The sequence below is a fragment of the Stenotrophomonas sp. 24(2023) genome (genome assembly GCF_030913365.1).
In the GTDB taxonomy this organism is placed as follows: domain Bacteria; phylum Pseudomonadota; class Gammaproteobacteria; order Xanthomonadales; family Xanthomonadaceae; genus Stenotrophomonas.
In genome coordinates this window covers 1,740,808-1,761,867 of sequence record NZ_CP133160.1, presented here as the reverse complement: position 1 = coordinate 1,761,867, position 21,060 = coordinate 1,740,808, and the positions used below count along the sequence as shown (strand labels likewise).

21 protein-coding genes are annotated in these 21,060 nt (G+C 68.4%); 14 read left to right on the top strand and 7 right to left on the bottom strand.

Annotation, left to right across the window (positions count from 1 at the left end; genetic code table 11):
• Positions 1-23: 23 nt before the first annotated feature.
• Positions 24-413, bottom strand: coding sequence for a RidA family protein (locus Q9R17_RS07795; RefSeq protein ID WP_308157850.1), 390 nt, complete (start codon positions 411-413; stop codon positions 24-26).
• A gap of 130 nt (positions 414-543) precedes the next feature.
• On the opposite strand from Q9R17_RS07795, the gene Q9R17_RS07790 reads away from it, so the two are divergent.
• The 6 genes from Q9R17_RS07790 (at position 544) to uvrD (ending at position 7,323) form a co-directional block, all read left to right on the top strand.
• Entirely contained in the window at positions 544-1,452 is a 909-nt protein-coding gene (locus tag Q9R17_RS07790; RefSeq protein ID WP_308157849.1) for a LysR family transcriptional regulator, read from the top strand.
• Positions 1,453-1,668: 216 nt separating this feature from the next.
• Entirely contained in the window at positions 1,669-1,905 is a 237-nt protein-coding gene (rpmB, locus tag Q9R17_RS07785) for a 50S ribosomal protein L28 (protein ID WP_005411638.1), read from the top strand.
• Between the two features lie 10 nt (positions 1,906-1,915).
• Entirely contained in the window at positions 1,916-2,083 is a 168-nt protein-coding gene (rpmG, locus tag Q9R17_RS07780; protein ID WP_169411268.1) for a 50S ribosomal protein L33, read from the top strand.
• A 157-nt stretch (positions 2,084-2,240) separates the two neighbouring features.
• Positions 2,241-3,659, top strand: coding sequence for a cardiolipin synthase (gene cls, locus Q9R17_RS07775; protein WP_308158308.1), 1,419 nt, complete (start codon positions 2,241-2,243; stop codon positions 3,657-3,659).
• A gap of 46 nt (positions 3,660-3,705) precedes the next feature.
• Positions 3,706-5,121, top strand: coding sequence for an FAD/NAD(P)-binding protein (locus Q9R17_RS07770; protein ID WP_308158307.1), 1,416 nt, complete (start codon positions 3,706-3,708; stop codon positions 5,119-5,121).
• Positions 5,122-5,130: 9 nt separating this feature from the next.
• Positions 5,131-7,323, top strand: a complete 2,193-nt coding sequence (uvrD, locus tag Q9R17_RS07765; RefSeq protein ID WP_308157848.1) for a DNA helicase II — start codon at positions 5,131-5,133, stop codon at positions 7,321-7,323.
• A gap of 90 nt (positions 7,324-7,413) precedes the next feature.
• Here uvrD and Q9R17_RS07760 read toward each other — a convergent pair whose 3' ends face one another.
• Positions 7,414-7,575 carry a hypothetical protein gene (locus Q9R17_RS07760; protein WP_308157847.1) on the bottom strand — a complete coding sequence of 54 codons (162 nt, stop codon included), beginning with the start codon at positions 7,573-7,575 and terminating at the stop codon, positions 7,414-7,416.
• Positions 7,576-7,796: 221 nt separating this feature from the next.
• On the opposite strand from Q9R17_RS07760, the gene Q9R17_RS07755 reads away from it, so the two are divergent.
• The gene (locus Q9R17_RS07755; RefSeq protein WP_308157846.1) at positions 7,797-8,243 is read left to right on the top strand and encodes a universal stress protein; all 447 of its coding nucleotides are present in this window, start codon (positions 7,797-7,799) and stop codon (positions 8,241-8,243) included.
• A 274-nt stretch (positions 8,244-8,517) separates the two neighbouring features.
• On the opposite strand, the gene Q9R17_RS07750 is transcribed toward Q9R17_RS07755, so the two are convergent.
• Positions 8,518-8,802, bottom strand: coding sequence for a DUF2782 domain-containing protein (locus Q9R17_RS07750; RefSeq protein WP_308157845.1), 285 nt, complete (start codon positions 8,800-8,802; stop codon positions 8,518-8,520).
• A gap of 100 nt (positions 8,803-8,902) precedes the next feature.
• On the opposite strand from Q9R17_RS07750, the gene polA reads away from it, so the two are divergent.
• Positions 8,903-11,680 carry a DNA polymerase I gene (gene polA, locus Q9R17_RS07745; RefSeq protein ID WP_308157844.1) on the top strand — a complete coding sequence of 926 codons (2,778 nt, stop codon included), beginning with the start codon at positions 8,903-8,905 and terminating at the stop codon, positions 11,678-11,680.
• A gap of 355 nt (positions 11,681-12,035) precedes the next feature.
• Positions 12,036-12,509 (top strand): YetF domain-containing protein, encoded by a 474-nt coding sequence (locus tag Q9R17_RS07740; protein WP_308157843.1) that lies wholly within the window; start codon positions 12,036-12,038, stop codon positions 12,507-12,509.
• Positions 12,510-12,548: 39 nt separating this feature from the next.
• Here the strand turns inward: Q9R17_RS07740 and hemF are convergent, their stop codons facing one another.
• From hemF to Q9R17_RS07720, 4 genes are all read right to left on the bottom strand, one after another.
• Positions 12,549-13,445: an oxygen-dependent coproporphyrinogen oxidase gene (hemF, locus tag Q9R17_RS07735; RefSeq protein ID WP_308157842.1), complete on the bottom strand. Its 897-nt coding sequence runs from the start codon at positions 13,443-13,445 to the stop codon at positions 12,549-12,551.
• A gap of 69 nt (positions 13,446-13,514) precedes the next feature.
• The gene (locus tag Q9R17_RS07730; protein ID WP_308157841.1) at positions 13,515-14,060 is read right to left on the bottom strand and encodes a hypothetical protein; all 546 of its coding nucleotides are present in this window, start codon (positions 14,058-14,060) and stop codon (positions 13,515-13,517) included.
• Between the two features lie 67 nt (positions 14,061-14,127).
• On the bottom strand, positions 14,128-14,547 hold the full coding sequence (locus tag Q9R17_RS07725) for an NUDIX domain-containing protein (protein WP_308157840.1): 420 nt from the start codon (positions 14,545-14,547) through the stop codon (positions 14,128-14,130).
• Positions 14,547-16,916, bottom strand: coding sequence for a S9 family peptidase (locus Q9R17_RS07720; RefSeq protein WP_308157839.1), 2,370 nt, complete (start codon positions 16,914-16,916; stop codon positions 14,547-14,549). The genes Q9R17_RS07725 and Q9R17_RS07720 overlap by 1 nt, the downstream gene beginning before the upstream one ends.
• Positions 16,917-17,093: 177 nt before the next feature.
• Between Q9R17_RS07720 and Q9R17_RS07715 the strand changes: the two genes are divergently transcribed.
• From Q9R17_RS07715 to cydB, 5 genes are all read left to right on the top strand, one after another.
• Entirely contained in the window at positions 17,094-17,420 is a 327-nt protein-coding gene (locus Q9R17_RS07715) for a hypothetical protein (RefSeq protein WP_308157838.1), read from the top strand.
• 37 nt (positions 17,421-17,457) lie between these two features.
• A complete protein-coding gene (locus Q9R17_RS07710; RefSeq protein WP_308157837.1) occupies positions 17,458-18,114 on the top strand; it encodes a sigma-70 family RNA polymerase sigma factor in 657 nt (218 codons plus the stop codon).
• Entirely contained in the window at positions 18,111-18,326 is a 216-nt protein-coding gene (locus tag Q9R17_RS07705; RefSeq protein ID WP_308157836.1) for a hypothetical protein, read from the top strand. Before Q9R17_RS07710 ends, Q9R17_RS07705 begins: the two co-directional genes overlap by 4 nt.
• A gap of 223 nt (positions 18,327-18,549) precedes the next feature.
• A complete protein-coding gene (locus Q9R17_RS07700) occupies positions 18,550-19,947 on the top strand; it encodes a cytochrome ubiquinol oxidase subunit I (protein ID WP_308157835.1) in 1,398 nt (465 codons plus the stop codon).
• 1 nt (position 19,948) lies between these two features.
• Entirely contained in the window at positions 19,949-20,962 is a 1,014-nt protein-coding gene (gene cydB / locus Q9R17_RS07695; RefSeq protein ID WP_308157834.1) for a cytochrome d ubiquinol oxidase subunit II, read from the top strand.
• Positions 20,963-21,060: the final 98 nt, after the last annotated feature.

The following is a 21,060-nucleotide window of genomic DNA, read 5'->3' as shown; positions in this document are numbered from 1 at the left end:
CCGGGATCTGGCCCCGCCCTGGTTTACGGCAGCTTCGCGATCACCTTGATCTCGAACTGGAAGCCGTACAGCCAGGTCACGCCGATGCCGGTCAGGGTCGGGTGCGGCGCCTGGCCCCAGTACTCGGGCACGATCGCCCAGGCTTTCTCGAAATTCGTTTCCGGGTCCACCAGAAACACGGTCACGTCCACCACGTCATCGAACGTGCAGCCGGCGGCGGCCAGCACCGCATTGAGATTGTCGAAGGCGCGGCGCACCTGCGTTTCGAACACCGGCTCGGGCGAGCCGTCCTCGCGGCTGCCGACCTGGCCGGACACGAACAGGAAACCATTGGAGCGGATGGCCGGGGAGTAGCGGTTGCGCTCGTACAGCGCCTGGCGGCCGGCAGGGAAAACGACATCACGGTGCGACATGGGAAGGGTCCAGAAGGGCCGGCGCAGGGGGCGCCAGCGGCAGCGCCATGCTCCGCCGGGCTGCTGTCTGGATAAACCGCGATTATCCTTCTAGATTGTTTCCAATTACCAAACAATCAGGTGCGCCCCCATGGACCGCTTCGACGCGATGCAGGCCTTTGCCCGGGTGGTGGAAACCGGCAGCTTCACCCGTGCCGCAGAAACCCTGCGGCTCAGCCGCACCACCGTCACCCAGCTGGTGCAGCAACTGGAAGCGCGGCTGCGCGTGCGCCTGCTCCACCGCACCACGCGCCGGGTCAGCGTCACCGCCGAGGGGGCGGCCTGCTACGAGCGGGTGGTGCGCCTGCTGGCCGACCTGGAGGATGTGGAGGGTGGGCTGGCCGAGGCCGCCGCCCAGCCGCGTGGCCGCCTGCGCATCGACGTGCCCAGCCCGTTCGCGCGCCTGCTGCTGGTGCCGGCCCTGCCGGCCTTCCATGCGCGCTACCCGGATATCCGCCTGGACATCGGCGTCAGCGATCGCGAAGTGGATGTGATTGCTGACAACGTGGACTGCGTGATCCGCGGCGGCATCCCCGCCGACCCTGCACTGGTCGCGCGCCCGCTGGGTACGCTCGGCATCGGCTTCCATGCCAGCCCGGCCTATCTGCAGCAGCACGGAACACCAACCCACCCCCGCCAGCTGGACGGCCCGGACCATCACGCAGTGGGCTTCCTGAGCCCGCGCAGCGGCCGGGCGCGGGTGTTCGTGGCCCGCCGCGGCGACGAGCAGGTGGAAGTGCAGGGCCGGCACTGGGTCGCGCTGGATGATGGCAATGCCTATCTCGCCGCCGGCCTGGCCGGGCTGGGCGTGGTCGTGCTGCCTGACTACATGACCGCCGCGCACGTGGCCCGTGGCGAACTGGTCCCGCTGCTGCCGGACTGGCAGCTGCCGGCGATGCCGATGCATGTGATGTTCCCGCCGAACCGGCACATGAGCCACCGCCTGCGGGTGTTCATCGACTGGGTGGTGGACGTCCTGGGCCCCGCAGACGCGGCGTGACCGCCCTGCCTGTGGGTAACTTGCGCAAGTGCTTGATCGGGTGCATAATGCGCGGCTCGCTGTGTCCGGTTTCGTGCCGGGCGGCGCCCCCGGGAACACGTCCCCGGCCGCCCAACGCCAGCGTAACCCTTTGATTCTCTTGACGTGTGGTGGGCAACCATCGAGGCCGCCGTCGCCCGGGCTACGGGCTGACAACTACTACCATCGAGGTGCGCAATGTCCCGCGTATGCCAGGTTTCCGGCAAGCGAGTGCAGACGGGTAACAACGTCTCGCACGCCAACAACAAGACCCGTCGTCGTTTCCTGCCCAACCTGCACGAGCGCCGTTTCTGGGTCGCCAGCGAGAACCGCTGGGTCAAGCTTCGTGTTTCCGCGCATGCACTGCGCACCATCGACAAGAACGGCATCGATTCCGTTCTGGCTGAGCTGCGTGCGCGCGGCGAAAAGGTCTGAGGAGTAAAGCATCATGGCAGGCAAGCGCGATAAGGTCCGTATGATTTCCTCGGCCGGTACCGGCCACTTCTACACCACGGACAAGAACAAGAAGAACACCCCGGGGAAGATGGAATTCCTGAAGTACGATCCGGTCGTGCGCAAGCACGTCCTGTACAAGGAAGGCAAGATCAAGTAATCCGCACGGATTGCTGGTCCCCGCGAAGAAACCCGCCCCTGTGGCGGGTTTTTTCATGGGCGCGGTTCCACCCTGGAGGGGGCAGGGGCGGGGCCCTCACTTTCCTGTGCCTGCCCGGCTGGGCAGAATGGCCGCTCCCCTCCCGACGGGCGACGCGATGCTGTTCGAGTGGCTGCTGGGTTCCTACCTGCTGTTGATCGACTGGTTGATCCGGTTGGTCGCGCTGTGCTGGATTCCTACCCGCACCACGCCGGGGGCCGCACGCAGCTGGCTGCTGCTGGTCGGTTTCGTGCCGTTGCTGGGGTTGCCGCTGTACCTGCTGTTCGGCCATCCCTGGCTGTCGCGCGAGCGTATCCGCCGGCAGGCCGAGGCCTCGCAGGTCATCCGCGAAGAACAGGCGCTGCAGCGCGCCCTGCGCTGGCGGCCACCGGGCGATACGGCCAGCGCCGAGATCGTGCCGCTGGTGCAGCGCCAGGGCGATTTCATGCCCGTCCATGGCAACGCCGTGGAACTGCTGACCGACTACGACGACTCGCTGCGCACGTTGATCGCCGATATCGACCAGGCCGAGGACCGTGTCCACCTGCTGTACTACCTGATGTTCGACGATGCGGTGGGCGAGGCCATCGTCGATGCCCTGCAGCGCGCCGCCGCCCGTGGCGTGCAGTGCCGCGTGCTGCTGGATGCGGTGGGTGCCAAGCGTGGCCTGCGTGCCTACCGGCAGCGGCTGGAAGCACGCGACATCGAGGTGCGCGCGATGCTGCCCGGTGGCCTGCGCTGGCGCCGCAGCGGGCGCATGGACCTGCGCAACCACCGCAAGATCGCCGTGATCGACAACGAAGTGGGCTATGTAGGCTCGCAGAACCTGGCCCGGCCCGAGTTCGTGCCCGGTCATCCCAACCGCGAACTGGTCGCGCGCGTGCGCGGCCCGGCCGTGGCGCACCTGGAAGCCGTGTTCGCCAGCGACTGGTACATGGAAACCGGCCAGCGCCTGGATGTGATCGCCAACGTGCCGGTCTGCGCCGATGACGTGCCGACCCAGCTGCTGCCCAGCGGCCCGGCCTACCCGTACAGCAACGCGCGCGATGCGGTGAACGCGCTGATCCACCTGGCACGCCACCGGCTGGTGCTGGTGACGCCGTACTTCGTGCCCGATGAAGCCACCCTCAGCGCACTGCGCATCGCCGCGTTGTCCGGTGTGGACGTGCAGCTGATCCTGTCGGCCAGCAACAACCAGCGGCTGACCTCGTGGGCGCAGGAAGCCTATTACGATGAACTGCTGCGCTGTGGCGTACGCATCGCGCTGTACGAACCACAGTTCCTGCACGCCAAGCACATGAGCGTGGACGATGACATCGCCGTGCTCGGTTCGATCAACATGGACATCCGCTCGTTCGCGCTCAACGCCGAGATCGGCCTGATCTGCTACGACCCGCGGCTGGTGCAGCAGCTGCGTGAAATCGAAGACGGCTACCTGGTGCAGTCGCGGCCGTTGCAGCTGGCGCAGTGGCGCCGCCGCCCGGCATGGCGCCGCAGCCGCGAAGGCATCGCCCGCCTGGCCGATGCGCTGATGTGACGGCGGCGTGGCGATGCGCCTGGCCGCCCGCCGATCCCCCGGGCCGTTGGCCTACAATCACTGCATGAGTGATCCGTCCTTCCTTCCCCTGGACCTGGCGATCATCGGGGGTGGTGCCGCCGGCGTGCTGGTGGCGCTCCAGGTGCTGCGCCAGGCCCGCTCGCCGCTGGCGGTCGCCCTCGTCGAACCTGCACCGTCGCTGGGCCAGGGCATCGCCTATGCGACAGCATGGCCGCAGCACCTGCTCAACGTGCCGGCCGCGAAGATGAGCGCCTTCGTGGATGTGCCGGGCGATTTTGTCGATTATCTGCAGCAGGCCGCCGCCTACCCGCAGGACACGCGTGAACAGCTGGGCGAGCGCTTCGTGTCGCGCCTGCATTACGCACGCTACCTGCAGCAGCGCCTGCAGGACGCTGTGCAGGCCAGCCCCGCGCAGTTGCAGGTGGTGCCGTACGCTGCCGTGGGCCTGCACCCGGAGGATGGCGGCTACCGGTTGCAGCTCGACGGTGGCCCCCTGCTGCATGCCGCGCAGGTGGTGCTGGCCTGTGGCAACAGCATGCGCCCGCTGCCGGTCGCCGGAGCCGAGGCCCTGCCAGCCGGCGCGGTGGTGGAGGCCTGGCACTACGATGCCGTAGGGTCACTGGCCGGTGACCAGCCGCTGGCCATCATCGGCTCGGGCTTGAGCATGGCCGATGCGGTGCTGGCGCTGATCGCTGCCGGCCACCGGGGCCCGCTGCAGGTGTTTTCGCGCCATGGCCTGCTGCCGCTGCCGCATGCCCATGGTGAGCTGCCGCCGTTCGATCCGCAGCCGCTGCTGGCGATGACGCTGCGCCAGCGCGTGCGGGCGCTGCGCGACCATGCGCGCCGGGCCGTTGCCGCCGGCCAGCCCTGGCAGGGCGTGATGGACCGCGTTCGCCCACTGGGGCAGGCGCTGTGGCGCAGTCTCAGCGTGGCCGACCAGCAGCGCTTCCTGCGCCATGTCGTGCGCTACTGGGACATCCATCGCCACCGCGTCGCCGAATCAGTGCATGCGCAGTTGCAGGCCCTGCAGGCTCAGGGCCAGCTGCGCGTGCAGCGCGCCCGTCTGCAGCACCTGGCGGTGCAGGGGGATGCGCTGCAGCTGTCCGGGTGGACCGCCAGCGGCGAACAGCAGTGGTCCGTGGCCGCCGTGGTCAACGCCACCGGTGTGCAGACCCAGGCACGGGCACTGCGCAATCCACTGCTGCGGCAGCTGCTGGCCGATGGCCTGGCCCGCCCTGGGCCGCATGGGCTGGGCCTGGACAGCGTGGCCGATGGCGACCGCTTGCTGGATGCCGACGGCCGAGCGCAGCCGCGGCTGGGCGTGCTGGGCAGCCTGCGTATCGGCACCCTGTGGGAAAGCCTGGCCGTGCCTGAACTGCGCCAGCAGGCGCAGGCGCTGGCCACGCAGGTGGTCGCAGGAGCCGCGACGGCGATGCCGTAAAATGGGGGCATGGATGTCTCCCACCTGCTCGATGGCCTGAACCCGGCCCAGCGCGAAGCCGTTTCCGCTCCCCCCGGCCACCACCTGGTGCTGGCCGGTGCCGGTTCCGGCAAGACCCGCGTACTGACCCACCGCATCGCCTGGCTGCATGAAGTCGATGGCGTGCCCACCCACGGCATCTTCGCGGTGACCTTCACCAACAAGGCCGCCGGCGAAATGCGCCACCGCATCGACGCACAGCTGCCGCACGGCAGCCGCGGCATGTGGATCGGCACCTTCCATGGCCTGGCCAACCGCCTACTGCGCCTGCACTGGCAGGACGCGAAGCTGCCCGAAGGCTTCCAGGTGATGGATTCGGACGACCAGCTGCGGCTGGTCAAGCGCGTGGTGCAGGCCCTTGAGCTGGACGACGGCAAGTACCCGCCCAAGCAGATCGCCTGGTGGATCAACGCGCAGAAGGATGAAGGCCGCCGCCCGCAGCACATCCAGCCCGAGCAGCATGATGCGTGGCTGGAAACCATGCGCCAGGCCTACATCGAATACCAGGCGCGCTGCGACCGTGCCGGCCTGGTCGATTTTGCCGAGCTGCTGCTGCGCGCGCACGAGCTGCTGCGCGACAACCCGGCGCTGCTGGCGCACTACCGCGCCCGCTTCCGCGAAATCCTGGTGGACGAGTTCCAGGACACCAACGCCATCCAGTACGCCTTCGTGCGCGTGCTGGCCGGTGATTCGGGCCATGTGTTCGTGGTCGGCGACGATGACCAGGCCATCTATGGCTGGCGCGGCGCCAAGGTCGAGAACGTGCAGGGCTTCCTGCGCGATTTCCCCGGTGCGCAGACCATCCGCCTGGAGCAGAACTACCGCTCCACCGCCAACATCCTCGGTGCCGCCAACGCGGTGATCGCCCACAACCCCGACCGCATCGGCAAGCAGCTGTGGACCGACAGCGGCGACGGCGAGCCGATCGACCTGTATGCGGCCTACAACGAGATGGATGAAGCACGCTACATCGTCGAGCGTGCCCGCCAGTGGGTGCGTGATGGTGGCAGCTACACCGAGATCGCGGTGCTCTACCGCAGCAACGCGCAGTCGCGCGCGCTGGAAGAAGCACTGCTGAGCGAGCAGGTGCCGTACCGTGTCTACGGTGGCATGCGCTTCTTCGAACGCGCCGAAATCAAGGATGCGCTGGCCTACCTGCGCCTGCTGTCCAACCGCAATGACGACGCGGCCTTCGAGCGTGCGGTCAACACGCCCACCCGTGGCATCGGCGAGCGCACGCTGGATGAAGTGCGCCGCGAGGCACGTGCGCAGGGCATCTCGCTGTGGGAAGCGACCATGCTGGTCACCCAGGGCAACGCCCTGGCCGCGCGTGCCCGCAATGCACTGGCCGGCTTCCTGGTGCTGGTGAATGAACTGCAGGCGCAGAGCGTGCACATGACCCTGGCCGAGCGCGTGGACCACGTGCTGGCCCGCTCGCAGCTGCGCGAGCACTGGAGCAAGGAAAGCCGCAACGCGCTGGATTCGGAATCGCGCACCGACAACCTCGACGAACTGGTGTCGGTGGCCTCGCGCTTCGTGCGCCGTGCCGATGACATCGAGGAAGTGGGTCAGGACATGGACGAGCTGGTTGCGTTCCTGGCCTATGCCGCGCTGGAAGCTGGCGAAGGCCAGGCCCAGGCCGGCGAGGAGGGCGTGCAGCTGATGACCCTGCATTCGGCCAAGGGGCTGGAGTTCCCGCTGGTGTTCCTGGCCGGGCTGGAAGAGGGCCTGTTCCCTAGCGGCCGTTCGCTGGAGGAAAGCGGGCGGCTGGAAGAGGAACGCCGGCTGGCCTACGTGGGCATCACCCGGGCACGGCAGAAGCTGGTGCTCAGCTATGCCGAATCGCGCCGTATCCACGGCCAGGACAACTACAGCCTGCCGTCACGTTTCCTGCGTGAGATTCCGCGCGAACTGCTGCACGAAGTGCGGCCGAAGGTGCAGGTCTCGCGTCCGGCCTCGCTGGGCACCAGCCGCGTGATGGGCCATGCCGCCATCGAGGCGCCGCCGATCAAGCTGGGCGCGCTGGTCACCCATCCCAAGTTCGGCGAAGGCATGGTCACCGACTACGAAGGCAACGGCGCCCACGCCCGCGTGCAGGTCGAATTCGCCGATGCCGGCAGCAAGTGGCTGGTGATGGCGTACGCCAACCTGACGGTGATCTGAGTACCGCGCTGCGTCATCTGCAGCGCGGTGCCGCCGTTCCTGCGCGGGGGCGTGGCGAGGGTGCCGGCCACTGGCCCGCACCCCGCAGGATCAACGGGTGCAGCCGGTGGCGGCCTCACACCGTGCGTTGTCCATTTCTGCCAGGGCCTTCCCGGCGGTGTAGCCGGCCACGACCAGCGTGAATGCCAGCATGCCGGCCAGTAGCAGCACCTGTTCGCTGCGCCGCTGGAGGGAGGGGGTGCGTTCCTGCATCGTCTTCTCCTTGGGGCCCCTGCGGGCGTGTGCATGCAGCATGCACGGGGTGCGCGGTGGGGGCAACCGGGCCCGGACAGTCAGCGGGGCCGGCCACGGGCGGGGCCGCACCCTGTGCCGGATGTGGCGTTCGGCGGCGCATTGATCCTGATCACAGCGCCACCTGCACACCGGGTGTGTAATGGTGGCGTTCCCATTCGGCAGTTCGACACGGAGCCACCATGTACAAGCGCATCCTGATTGCCACCGACGGTTCGGAGCTGGCCGACAAGGGCCTGGCCAAGGGCCTGGAGCTGGCCAAGGACCTCAACGCCGAGGTCGATATCGTGACCGTGTCCGAGCCGTGGGCCGTCGGCATGTACGACGCCATGGGCTGGAGCGTGGGCTACATCAACAGCCCCGAGTACAAGGCCGACCGCGAGGAAGGGGCGCAGAAGATCCTGCAGCCGGCGTTGGCCAAGGCGCAGGAGCAGGGCATTACCGCCAACCCGATCCATGTGCTGGACCGCTATGCCGCCGACGGCATCATCGATACCGCTGCCGAGCGCAACAGCGACCTGATCGTGATGACCTCGCATGGCCGCCGGGGCGTGACCCGCGTGCTGCTGGGCAGCCAGACCGCCGAAGTGCTGGCACGCAGCACCCTGCCGGTGCTGGTCATCCGCTGAGATTCACCGCGTTCCCGGGGAGGGGACCCGACGCCGGTGCGCAGGATGCGTGCCGGCGTCATCTTTTGCGGGCACCGTGATGGTTCATCCACGCATGGCGTGGATCTACCGAACGTGGATCGGCCGTGAGGCGGTTGTAGATCCACGCCATGCGTGGATGGCCCGTCACCGTTTGCCCGCAGCGGGGTTCACCGGTAGATCCACGCCATGCGTGGATGGGGCGTCACCGTTCGCCCACGCCAGGGTCAGCGCCTGCCGGCCCCCACGCTGCACCTCACCAGCTGTACAGCTTCCAGTAGACCGGCGAGACGCCGTCCTTGCTGCTGTCCATGTGGCCATCGCCGTTCTTGTCGTACATGTAATAGGCCGGGCCGCGCAGCGGCGTCACCTTGACCATGCGCAGCTGGCCGCCGATACGGTATTCCGCCAGCGTATCGCCGTTGTCCAGGGTGCGCGTGGCCACCTCGGCCCCGGTCACGTCCATGGGGGGCGCACCGGCACCACCGGTCGTGGCGCAGCCTGCGAGGAGGAGCAGCGAGGCCAGCATCAGGGTCTTCATGGGCCGCAGTGTCCGAAGCAGAGGGAGGCCCTGATTATGCCCCATGCCGCTGTGGGCGCCGTGTCGCCGCGGTGCAGGGGCGGGCGCGTAGAATCGCGGCATGAGCAGATTAGTCCTGATCGACGGGTCCAGTTACCTGTACCGCGCGTTCCACGCGCTGCCGCCCCTGTCCAACGCACAGGGTGAACCCACCGGCGCGCTGTTCGGCGTGGTCAACATGCTGCGCGCCACGCTGAAGGAGCGCCCGGCCTACGTGGCGTTCGTGGTCGACGCGCCCGGCAAGACCTTCCGCGACGACCTGTACGACCAGTACAAGGCCAACCGCCCGCCGATGCCCGACGACCTGCGCAGCCAGGTCGAGCCGATGTGCCGCATCGTCGAGGCATTGGGCATCAGCATCCTGCGCGTGCCCGGGGTGGAGGCCGACGATGTGATCGGCACGCTGGCCCTGCAGGGCGTGGCGCAGGACCTGAACGTCACCATTTCCACCGGTGACAAGGACTTCGCCCAGCTGGTGCGCCCGGGCATCGAGCTGGTCAACACCATGACCGGCAGCCGCATGGATTCGGACGCGGCGGTGATGGACAAGTTCGGCGTGCGTGCCGACCAGATCATCGACCTGCTGGCGCTGATGGGCGATACCGTGGACAACGTGCCCGGCGTGGAGAAATGCGGGCCCAAGACCGCAGCCAAGTGGCTGGCCGAGTACCAGAACCTGGACGGGGTGATGGCTGCCGCGCCGGCGATGAAGGGCAAGATCGGCGAGAACCTGCGCGCGGCCCTGGACCGCCTGCCCCTGAACAAGGACCTGGTGACCATCCGCACGGATGTGGAACTGGAGGCCGGCCCGACCACGCTGGCCCTGCGTGACCCGGACGTGCCGGTGCTGACCGAGCTGTACACCCGCTATGGCTTCACCCAGGCCCTGAAGGAGCTGGGGGCGCCGCTGGCGGCGCCGACCGTGGCCAGCGATGCCGCAACGCCCAGCCTGCGTGGTACGGCGGCCGGTTTTGCCCGGGGCAGCGCCGAGGCACCGCCTGCCGGCGCGGTCGATCCGGCACTGTCAGCCGCCGGTGAGTACGAAACCGTGCTCACCGTCGCGCAGCTGCAGGCCTGGGTCGAGCGCGTGCAGCAGGCCGATCTGGTCAGCTTCGATACCGAAACCGACGCGCTCGATGCCATGCGCGCGCGCCTGGTGGGCATCAGCCTGGCGGTGGAGCCGGGCAAGGCCGCCTACATCCCGGTGGGCCATGACTATCCCGGCGCGCCGGCGCAGCTGGCGCTGGACACGGTGCTCGATGCGCTGCGCCCGGTGCTGCAGGACCCGGCGAAGAAGAAGCTCGGCCAGCACGGCAAGTACGACCTGCATGTGCTGCGCCGGCATGGGGTGGAGGTGCGTGGCTACCACGACGACACCATGCTGGAGAGCTTCGTGCTCAACTCCACCGCCACCCGCCACGACATGGATTCGCTGGCCCTGCGCTACCTGGGCTACAACACCCTCAAGTTCGAGGATGTGGCCGGCAAGGGCGCCAAGCAGATTCCGTTCTCGCAGGTGGGCATCGACGAGGCCAGCCGCTACGCTGCCGAGGATGCCGACGTGACGCTGCGCCTGCACCACGTGCTGCAGCCGCAGCTGCTGGCCGAACCGGGCCTGGCCCAGGTCTACCGGGGCATCGAGATGCCGCTGGTGCCGGTGCTGGAGCGCATCGAGGCCAACGGCGTGCAGATCGACACCGATGAGCTGCGCCGGCAGAGCCAGGACCTGTCCTCGCGGATGCTGGCCGCCCAGCAGAAGGCCACCGAACTGGCCGGGCGCAGCTTCAACCTGGATTCGCCCAAGCAGCTGCAGGCGGTGCTGTTCGATGAACTGCAGCTGCCGGCGGTGGTGAAGACCCCCAAGGGCCAGCCCAGCACCAATGAAGAAGCGCTGGAAGCCATCGCCGACCAGCACGAGCTGCCGCGGGTGATCCTGGAGTACCGCGGCCTGGCCAAGCTGCGCAGCACCTATACCGACAAGCTGCCGGAGATGGTCAATCCCGATACCGGCCGGGTGCATACCAGCTACCACCAGTCCGGTGCCGCCACCGGCCGCCTGTCCTCCTCCGACCCCAACCTGCAGAACATCCCGATCCGCACCGACGATGGCCGCCGCATCCGCCGCGCGTTCGTCGCGCCGGCCGGCTGCCAGCTGCTGGCGGCGGACTATTCGCAGATCGAACTGCGGATCATGGCGCACCTGTCCGAAGACCCGGGCCTGGTGCGTGCCTTCGAGCAGGGCGCCGATGTGCACCGCGCCACCGCGGCGGAAGTGTTCGGCCGCACGCTGGAGGAGGTCACCCCGAACGAGCGCCGCGCCGCCAAGGCCATCAACTTCGGCCTGATGTACGGCATGAGTGCCTTCGGCCTGGCCCGCAACCTGGGCATCGACCGCGGCCAGGCGCAGGATTACGTGGCGCTGTACTTCAGCCGCTACCCGGCCGTGCGTGACTTCATGGAGCGCATGCGCCAGCAGGCCCGTGAACTGGGCTACGTGCAGACCCTGTTCGGCCGCCGCCTCTACCTGAACGACATCAACGCCCGCAACCAGGGCCTGCGCGCCGGCGCCGAGCGCGCCGCCATCAACGCACCGATGCAGGGCACCGCCGCGGACATCATCAAGCGGGCGATGGTCGAGGTCGACCAGTGGCTGGCCGAGCGCAAGGCACCGGCGCGGATGATCCTGCAGGTGCACGATGAACTCGTTTTTGAAAGTGAAACCGGGTTTATCGACGAGCTGCGGGAAAACGTCGTTCGATTGATGTCACAGGCCGCGCAGTTGCGGGTGCCGTTGGTGGTGGATACCGGCACCGGCAGCAACTGGGATGAAGCGCATTGATTCTCGTTTAAAGCCAAAAACGACGTGAATTTGTTCAGATGGCTTTACATTCTGACTAAAGCATGAATATCGCCCTCAGAACGTTTGTATAAATTGGCTTCCTTCACGAACTATCAATGTTGAAAGTGCTTCCATAACCCTCGACAGGCGCAATGCCTGTCGTGGATCTCTCCCATCCCCTGGAGCAGATCTCGGAACGGGGGCTCCTCCCCAAGCGCCCGTTCCCCGGCCCCGTTGACCTCCCCCTGGTCAGCGGGGCTTTTTATTTGCGGCCGTGGAAAGCAGCCCCCCTGGAGGGCTTGCGCTTGCCGGGGTCGTGCGCGAGGCTGCCTGCGACTCCCCGGGACCCGCGTTCATGTCCGATCTGTTCACGCTGGCGATGCCGTGGTGGGAATTCATCCTGCGCGCGGTGGTGGTGTACGTGGTGGTGCTGGGCATGGTGCGGCTGAGCGGCAAGCGCCCGCTGGGGCAGATCACGCCGTTCGACGTGCTGCTGATCGTGCTGCTGGGCAATGCGGTGCAGAACGCGCTGCTGGGCCAGGACACGTCGCTGGGGGGCGGCCTGCTGTTGGCGGCCACCCTCATCCTGCTCAACTATGGCGTGGGCTGGCTGACCACGCGCAGCAACCGCATGGAACGGCTGATCGAAGGCGAGCCGGTGGTGATCGCCCGCGATGGGCGCCTGCTGGAGGCCGTGCTGCGGCGCGAGCAGGTCACCCGCGCCGATGTCGAGGCGGCGCTGCGGCAGCAGGATTGCCGGGGCGTGGAGGACGTCCAGCTGGCGCTGCTGGAAACCAACGGCCACATCACCATCATTACCAAGCGGTAGCGCGCCGCCAGACGGCACGGTACCGCCCCCGCGCGGGGGCTACACCCAGTCGCGCGGCACCAGGTAATCGGCCAGTCGCGCCTCGGCACTGCCGGCGTCCGGGGTGAAGCCGTACTCCCAGCGTACGCGCGGCGGCAGGCTCATCAGGATGCTCTCGCTGCGGCCGCCGCTCTGCAGGCCGAACAGCGTGCCGCGGTCATAGACCAGGTTGAACTCCACATAGCGGCCCCGGCGGTACAGCTGGAACTCGCGCTCGCGCTCGCCGTAGGGCGTGTCCTTGCGGCGCGCCACGATCGGCAGGTACGCCTGCAGGAAGCCGTCGCCCACCGCGCGCAGGTAGTCGAAATCGCGTTCGAAATCACCGTGCAGGTCGTCGAAGAACAGGCCGCCCACGCCGCGCGTTTCATTGCGGTGGCGCAGGAAGAAGTATTCATCGCACCAGCGCTTGTGTGCCGGGTAGCGCTCGGGCCCGAACGGCGCGCACAGGTCGTGCGCGACCTGGTGCCAGTGCCGCACGTCCTCGTCCTGCGGGTAGAAGGGGGTCAGGTCGAAACCGCCGCCGAACCAGCTGGCCACCACCTCGCCATCGCGCTGGGCCTGGAAGAAGCGCACGTTGGCGTGGGTGGTCGGCACGTAGGGGCTGAGCGGATGGAACACCAGCGAAACGCCGGTGGCGCGCCAGGAGGCGCCGGCCAGCTCAGGCCGGTTGGCCGAGGCCGACGGCGGCAGGCGGCTGCCGGACACATCGGAGAAGCCGATGCCGGCCTGCTCGAACACCGCGCCGTCGCGCAGCACGCGGGTACGCCCGCCGCCCCCCTCGGCCCGCTGCCACAGATCTTCGCGGAAGCGGGCCTGGCCATCGAGAGATTCGATGGACGCGCAGATGCGATCCTGCAGGCCGGTGAGGTAGCTACGTACGCGCTCGAAATCGTTCATGGCGCCTACTTTACCGCAGGGCCTGCATGCCCCTGCAGTGGGGGAACAGGTACGCCCGCGCAGCGGCGATCAATGGAACAGGCGGCGCACATCCGGCCGCAGCAGGCGCCAGGCCAGCCAGCCCTGCAGCAACAGCATCAGCACGGCGCCGCCATACAGGGCCAGGCCGGCCACCACGCGCTGCACCTGTAGCTGGCCGGCCTGCCGCGGGTCATCCAGCAGGGCGCCGAAGCGGGCCAGCAGGTCATCGACCCACCAAGCTGCGGCGAAGTTGAACACGATGCCCAGTACCAGCAGGACCACGAAGCTCCACAGGCCCCAGCGCCGCCAGCGGTACATCCCCCAGCTGGACAGCGTGGACAGCAGGCACAGCAGCACTGTCCACAGGCTCAACGGGAACAGGTGTGACAGTGGCCACATCGCACTGCCGGGCCAGTTCCCGGCCTGCCCCAGCGTGACCAGCTCCTGCCATCTGTCGCCGCCCTGGAACCCCCATGCCATCAGGGCTGCAGCGAGGCTGCACAGCGTCAGCGCGGCACCGACCAGGGTCGCGGCCAGGGCCAGTGGGCGCACCAGGTTGTGGGCGATACCAGCAGGATGGGGGGGCGCAGACATCCGCTGTCCTCGGGGAAGCCGGGGCGCAGGATAGGCGGTGCGGGCGGGAGTGCCAAGCGCTGGCGGCTCACGCGCCGCCGGACAGGGTCCGCGCCGCAGGCAGGATGTGGTGTTCGCTCAGCGGCGCCAGCGGCCGGCCATGGGGCGGCAGCAGCGGTACCCAGGCCAGTTCGGCGATCTCCGCGCGGGCGCAGGGTTCGCCGTCCACCCGCACCTGCCACACCTGGGCGCTGACGCGCTGGCCGGGCTCGTTCACCGCCCAGTCCTCGAACGTGCCCAGCGGGCGTGCCGATGCCGTCAGCAGGCGCACGCCCAGTTCTTCGTGCAGTTCGCGGGCCAGCGCCTGCAGCGGTGCTTCGCCTGGATCGGGTTTGCCGCCGGGCTGGATGAAGCAGGTGGCCCCGTGCTTGCGGACCACCAGCACGCGGCCCTGGCCGTCCTCGACGACGGCCGCCACGATGCGGATCGTGGCGGCGCCGGCCGGCATCACTTCAGCGTGGTCTCGAACAGCTTCAGGATGCGCTTGTACTGGTCCAGCCAGGAATCGGCACGCACGTAGCCATGGCGCTCCAGCGGGTACGGGGCGATGGACCAGTTGTCCTTGTGCAGCTCGATCAGGCGCTGGGTCAGGTGCACCGAGTCCTGGAAGAACACGTTGTCATCCATCATGCCGTGGGCGATCAGCAGGTTGTCCTGCAGGTTCTGCACGTACTCGATGGGCGACGAGGTGCGGTACGCCTCCGGGTCGATGTCCGGGGTGTTGAGGATGTTGGCGGTGTACCCGTGGTTGTAGTTGTGCCAGTCCAGCACCGGGCGCAGCGCGGCACCGGCCTTGAAGGTGCCCGGGGCACGGAACAGCGCCATGAAGGTCATGAAACCACCGTAGGAGCCGCCGTAGATGCCGGCGTGGTCACGGTCACCCTGCTGGGTCTGCACCAGCCAGTCCAGGCCGTCCTGGTAATCCTCCAGCTCCGGGTGGCCCATGTTGCGGTAGATCGCCGTGCGCCAGTCGCGGCCGTAGCCCTCGCTGCCGCGGTAATCCATGTCCAGCACGATGTAGCCCTTCTGCACCAGCAGGTTGTGGAACATCTGCTCGCGAAAGTAGGCCGGATAGCGCTGGTGCACGTTCTGCAGGTAGCCGGCACCGTGCACGAACATCACGATCGGGTACTTCTTCCCCGGTTCCTTGTGCTCGGGTTCGTAGTACTTGGCCCAGACCACGCCGGCACCGTGCTTGGACGGCACGGCCACCAGCTTCGGCTGCACCCACTGGCGCGCCTTGTATTCGGCGGTGCGGGTGTCGGTCAGCACGCGGGCCTGGCCACCGGCGGCCGGCAGCACGGCCAGCTGCGGCGGCAGGTAGGCGCCGGAATAGCGCACCAGCAGCTGCTGGCCGTTGGGCGAAAGCGAGAAATCCTCCACGCCGTTGAGGTCGGTCAGCTCGCGCACCTGGCGGCTGGCCACGTCCACCGCGCAGACTTCGTAGTCATGCGGGGCCTGCTGGTTGCACAGGAAGTAGAAGCCCTTGCCATCGGCCGACAGCACCGGCGCGGAGGTTTCCCACTTGCCGCTGGTCAGCGCCTGCGGCTTGCTGCCGCCGGCCTGGGTGTACAGGTGCGAGAAGCCCGATTCCTCGGAGAGCAGCCACAGCGTGCGGCCATCGGCCATCCAGCCGAAATCGTTGAAGCCCCAGTTGATCCAGGCGTTGTCGGTCAGCCGGTGGCGGTTCTGCACACGGCCGTCGGCCGCACCGACGCTGATGATCCAGCGGTCCTTGTTGTCGTTGGCGCGCAGCATGATCGCCACCTGCTGGCCATCGGCGCTCCAGCGGATGCCACCGCCCATGAAGTCGCTCATCACTTCCAGCGGGCGGTTGCCCTTGAGCGCGTCCTTGCCGGCCTTGCGGCGCAGCTCGGCCAGCGGGTCGGTGCCGATGCCCGGCAGGCTGTCCAGCGCGATCTTCTCGACCTTGCCGCTGCGCGCGTCCACGCGCCACAGGGTGTGCGGTTCGGGATCGTTGCGGCCGACGCGGGTACGGGTGTCCTCGGTTTCCTCATAGCCCGATTCGGTCACGTACAGCGGCATCTTGCTGGTACGGCCCTCGTCGAAATCCTTCGGCTTGGTCACCACGATCAGGTGGGTCAGGTCCGGGCTGAGCACGCTGCTGACGATGGCCACATCGGCGCCCAGGTAGACCGGGCCCGGTGCGCGGGTCGGGTCGGCCTGGCGCCAGCGCTGGTCCTGGTCCTTCAGCGCTTCGCGCTGGTCGCGGTCACGGCGCAGGGTTTCCAGGGTACGCAGCTGCTGGTCGCGCAGCAGGTCGTCCTTGGGCTTGGCGGCCGGGTCCTTCTCGGCCTTCAGCACCGCCACCTGCGCCACCGCACCGTTCGGCGCGGCATGGAACCAGGCCTGGCCGATGCGCCAGATCACGCCGCCATCGGCGGCAAAATCCACGCCGGCCGCGCGCTCGTTGCTGCGGGTCAGCTGGGACAGGGCACCGCTGCGCAGGTCGCGCACGAACACGTCGCCGTTGCGCACGAAGGCCATGCGGGTGCGGGTGCGGTCATAGACCGGGTCGGCCACGTCCAGGGTGCCGCGCTGGTCGTCGGCCACCTGGGCGGCGGTGCCACCGGCGATCGGCTGGCGGAAGGTGTCGCGGACCGGGCTGCCGGTGCGCTTGAGCTGGTATTCCACCTGCTGGCTGTTCCACGACCACCAGGCCTTTTCCACCGGCGGACCGATCCAGTCCGGGTCGGCCATGGCCTGTTCGATGGTGATCGGTGTAGGCGCGGCATGCGCGGCCGGTGCGGCCAGCACCGCTGACAGCAGGAGGGAAAGGGGCAGCACTCGGGACATGGGCGGACAGCACCAGGAAGGGTAACCGGGCAAGGGTAGCAGCCCGGTCCGGCCACGGGCTGGGCCACAGGTCATGCCAGCCCGCTTCGGCAAAGTGGCGCTGCCGCTGCAACCGGTCCGCCTGCCCGCGCATCCAATGTCATGAACCCGCATCATCCACCTCAAAGGAGCACGACCATGCAGGAACTCATCCCGATTTCCCTCTTCATCTGCATCGCCTATTCGATCCATGCGCTGGCCGACGCGCGCGCCCGCGGCAAGCTGGTGGCACCGCATGTGCCGGAAGAGGTGATCCGCTCGCTGGCGTTGCTGGAAGAAGAACGCCGCCGCCAGGGGGCACTGCGCTGGGGCATCAGCCTGCTCAGCCTGGCCCTGGCGATGGGCCTGCTGGAAGCCATGGGGGCGCGTGACCTGAGCTTTGGCGCCGCCGCCGCGCTGACCGGCAGCTTCGGCCTGGGCCAGCTGCTGGCCTGGCGCCTGGCCCGCCCTGCCGGCGCCCGTTGAGCCACGGTCTGCCATCAGGACAGGGGGAACGTCACGGATGAGCCTGCTGGGGGAGGCACTGGCGGTACTGCGGCGCCCAGGGCCGGCGGCCGGGCGTGGGGACCCACCCGCGCCGGTCGTGGAGGGTGGGGATGACCGCGCGCTGGTGCTGGCGATCACCTCCGGTTCGCAGGACGCGTTCACCCGGCTGGTGGCCCAGCACCAGCGCACCTGTGCGCACGTGATCGGGCGGATGGTCGGCGACCGTGACCAGGTGGCCGACCTGCTGCAGGAAACCTTCCTGGCGGTGTACCGCCAGCTGCACCGGTTCCGCTTTGAATCCTCGCTGCGGACATGGGTATCACGAGTGGCGTACACGACGGCACTGCAGTACCTGCGCCGTCGCCGGCTGGAAGCGCAGTGGATGGTGGCGGTGGCGGTGCCCGAGGAGCTTGGCATCGGCGACGAGGGCCCCGGCCCGGTGGCGTTGAGCGAAGCACTGCAGGCGGGCCGCCAGCTGAACGCGGCGCTGGAGCGGCTGACCGCGCCGCAGCGCCTGATCGTGGGCCTGCACTACCTGGAGGATTTCGATCTGGCGGAGATTGAACAGGTGACCGGGCTGGCGCGCGGTACCATCAAGAGCCATCTGTACCGTGCGCGCCAGGTCCTGAAGCAGGAACTGACGCGGCACGCCACCGCCGGAGAGCTGCTGTGAGCGAACCCAACGCCCCCCGCGATGCCGACGCGCGCGCGCTGTCGCAGGCGCTGCGCGAGCAGGAACAGCAGGTGCCGGTGCTGGATGTGAGCGAGGCCGTGCAGCAGCGGCTGCAGGCGGAGACGCGCGACAACGGCGTGGTGTACGTGCTGGTGCAGGTGCTGCTGCTGGGCGCGCTGCTGGGTGCGGCCGCCTGGTATTTCTGGCACTGACCGTAGCTGCCGGGCCGTGCCGGGAAGGCCCCATCCACGCCATGCGTGGATGCATTTGATTCCGCGCACGATCATCCGCGCCGCTGGCGCCGGGCCATGCCCGGCGGCCTTCACGCCTGCCTGCGACCAAGTGAAGCAGCGCGACACCACGTCGCATCCCGGCACGCCGATATCTTCCTAAAGTGGTCCGGTATCCCCACCGGCACCTGGCAGGAGGCGTCCCTTGGACGCGTTGTTGTTGTCGCGGATCCAGTTCGGATTCGTCATCAGTTTCCATGTCCTGTTCCCTGCCTTCACCATCGGCACGGCCAGCTGGCTGGCGTTCACCGAATGGCGCTGGCTGCGCACGCGTGACCCGGTCTGGCGCGCGCTGTATTTCTTCTGGCAGAAGATCTTCGCCGTGTCCTTCGGCATGGGCGTGGTCAGCGGCATCGTCATGGCCTTCCAGTTCGGCACCAACTGGCCACGGCTGAGCGAAGTGGCCGGCACGGTCATCGGCCCGCTGCTGACCTACGAAGTGCTCACCGCGTTCTTCCTGGAAGCCAGCTTCCTGGGCGTGATGATGTTCGGCTGGGGCAAGGTCTCGCCGCGCCTGCACTTCTTCTCCACCTGCATGGTGGCGCTGGGCACGCTGTTCTCCACGTTCTGGATCCTGGCCTCCAACAGCTGGCTGCACACGCCGGCCGGCTTCGAGATGGTCGATGGCATCATGCACCCGGTGGACTGGTGGCAGGTGGTGTTCAACCCGTCCTTCCCGTACCGCCTGGCGCACATGGCGCTGGGTTCGTTCATCACCACCTGCTTCGTGATCGGGGGCGTCGGTGCCTGGTACCTGCGCCGTGGCACGCACGTGGAAGCGGGGCGGCGCATGCTGGTCGCCGCCGTGGTGTTCGCGGCCATCACCCTGCCGCTGCAGATCTTCGTGGGCGACATGCATGGCCTGAACACGCTCAAGCACCAGCCGATGAAGGTCGCGGCGATGGAGGGCCACTGGCATGAGAGCGCGCCGGGGCAGGGCCTGCCACTGGTGGTGTTCGGACTGCCCAACGAACGCCAGGAACGCAACGATTTCGAGGTGGCGATTCCGCGTGCGGGCAGCGTGATCCTGACCCACACGCTGGACGGCACCATCGATCCGTTGACCTCGGTGCCGGCCAGCGAGCGGCCACCGGTGGCACCGGTGTTCTTCGCCTTCCGCATCATGGTCGGGCTGGGCACGGCGATGCTGCTGCTGGCCTGGGTCTCGGCGTGGGCCCTGTGGCGGAAGCGGCTGCTTACCTCGCCATGGCTGCTGCGTGGCTGGAACCTGATGCTGCCGGCGGGCTTCATCGCGCTGCTGTCGGGCTGGTTCGTCACCGAGATGGGCCGCCAGCCGTGGGTGGTGTACGGCGTGCTGCGCACGGCCGATGCGGTCGGGCCGCAGAGCGCGTGGATGACCGCGCTGTCGTTGGCCGTCTACGTGGTGGGCTATGCCTTCGTGTTCGGCTGGGGCATCTGGTACCTGGTGAAGATCCTGCGCCACGGCCCCGACCCGCAGCCGCACGGGCCGTCGCTCGATGGCGGCGGCCACACCCCGGCCCGGCCGCTGTCGGCGGCTGACGAACCGCTGGAGGAGCGCTGACATGGAACTGACGACCTGGCTGCCGGTGGCGTGGTTCGCGGTGATCGGCTTCGGCGTGCTGATGTACGTGGTGCTGGATGGCTTCGTGCTGGGCATTGGCCTGCTCACGCCGTTCGCGCACAGCGAGGAAGAGCGCGACCTGATGATGAACACCGCCGCGCCGATCTGGGACGGCAATGAAACCTGGCTGGTGCTGGGCGGTGCCGGCCTGCTGGCCGCCTTCCCCAAGGCCTACGCGGTGCTGCTGTCGGCGCTGTACCTGCCGGTGCTGCTGCTGGTGATGGCGCTGGTGTTCCGTGGCGTGGCCTTCGAGTTCCGCTTCAAGGCCCACCGCTCGCGGCGGCTGTGGAGCGTGGCCTTCGCCCTGGGCTCGCTGCTGGCCACTTTCGCCCAGGGGGTGATCCTGGGCACGCTGGTGCAGGGGCTGCCACTGGTCGACGGTGCCTACCAGGGCGGCGCGTTCGGGTGGTTCAGCCCGTTCGCGATGCTGACCGGCGCGGCGCTGGTGGCCGGCTACGCCCTGCTGGGCAGCACCTGGCTGATCCTGAAGACCGAAGGCCCGGTGCAGGCCCTGGCGCGGCAGCTGACCCGGCCGCTGGTGGTGGCGGTGATCGCGGTGATGGGCCTGGTCAGCAGTTGGTTGCCGTTCCTGGATTCGCGGCTGATGGCGCGCTGGTTCAGCGATGGCAACTTCTGGTGGCTGTCGCCGGTGCCGGTGCTGACCCTGCTGGTGGCCGCCGCGCTGTGGCGCAGCACGATGCACCCGCGCCGCGACCTGCCCCCGTTCCTGCTCACGCTGGGGTTGTTCCTGCTGGGCTTCGCCGGGCTGGTGCTGGGCATGTGGCCGTACCTGCTGCCGCCCTCGATGACGCTGTGGCAGGCCGCCGCACCGGCCTCCTCGCTGGGTTTCAGCCTAGTCGGCCTGGTCGCGCTGCTGCCGGTGATCCTGGGCTACACCGCGTGGTCGTATCGCGTGTTCCGCGGCAAAGTGCGGGCCGACGCGGGTTATCACTGAGGCGGCGGCACGCTGAACGCGCCGACGACATAGATGAACCCCGTGCAGGAAAATGCCGTCGTACGCGCCAATACGTGGCATGACGGCTTTTCCCGGTG

Bases quoted from the DNA above. Each gene is read 5' to 3' on its own strand.
- uvrD (WP_308157848.1), top strand. From the start codon at position 5,131: ATGGATGTCTCCCACCTGCTCGATGGCCTGAACCCGGCCCAGCGCGAA.
- Q9R17_RS07790 (WP_308157849.1), top strand. From the start codon at position 544: ATGGACCGCTTCGACGCGATGCAGGCCTTTGCCCGGGTGGTGGAAACC.
- polA (WP_308157844.1), top strand. From the start codon at position 8,903: ATGAGCAGATTAGTCCTGATCGACGGGTCCAGTTACCTGTACCGCGCG.
- hemF (WP_308157842.1), bottom strand. From the start codon at position 13,445: ATGAACGATTTCGAGCGCGTACGTAGCTACCTCACCGGCCTGCAGGAT.
- Q9R17_RS07760 (WP_308157847.1), bottom strand. From the start codon at position 7,575: ATGCAGGAACGCACCCCCTCCCTCCAGCGGCGCAGCGAACAGGTGCTG.
- Q9R17_RS07730 (WP_308157841.1), bottom strand. From the start codon at position 14,060: ATGTCTGCGCCCCCCCATCCTGCTGGTATCGCCCACAACCTGGTGCGC.
- Q9R17_RS07725 (WP_308157840.1), bottom strand. From the start codon at position 14,547: ATGCCGGCCGGCGCCGCCACGATCCGCATCGTGGCGGCCGTCGTCGAG.
- rpmB (WP_005411638.1), top strand. From the start codon at position 1,669: ATGTCCCGCGTATGCCAGGTTTCCGGCAAGCGAGTGCAGACGGGTAAC.
- cydB (WP_308157834.1), top strand. From the start codon at position 19,949: ATGGAACTGACGACCTGGCTGCCGGTGGCGTGGTTCGCGGTGATCGGC.
- Q9R17_RS07720 (WP_308157839.1), bottom strand. From the start codon at position 16,916: ATGTCCCGAGTGCTGCCCCTTTCCCTCCTGCTGTCAGCGGTGCTGGCC.
- Q9R17_RS07740 (WP_308157843.1), top strand. From the start codon at position 12,036: ATGTCCGATCTGTTCACGCTGGCGATGCCGTGGTGGGAATTCATCCTG.
- Q9R17_RS07755 (WP_308157846.1), top strand. From the start codon at position 7,797: ATGTACAAGCGCATCCTGATTGCCACCGACGGTTCGGAGCTGGCCGAC.
- Q9R17_RS07750 (WP_308157845.1), bottom strand. From the start codon at position 8,802: ATGAAGACCCTGATGCTGGCCTCGCTGCTCCTCCTCGCAGGCTGCGCC.
- Q9R17_RS07710 (WP_308157837.1), top strand. From the start codon at position 17,458: ATGAGCCTGCTGGGGGAGGCACTGGCGGTACTGCGGCGCCCAGGGCCG.
- Q9R17_RS07715 (WP_308157838.1), top strand. From the start codon at position 17,094: ATGCAGGAACTCATCCCGATTTCCCTCTTCATCTGCATCGCCTATTCG.
- cls (WP_308158308.1), top strand. From the start codon at position 2,241: ATGCTGTTCGAGTGGCTGCTGGGTTCCTACCTGCTGTTGATCGACTGG.
- Q9R17_RS07795 (WP_308157850.1), bottom strand. From the start codon at position 413: ATGTCGCACCGTGATGTCGTTTTCCCTGCCGGCCGCCAGGCGCTGTAC.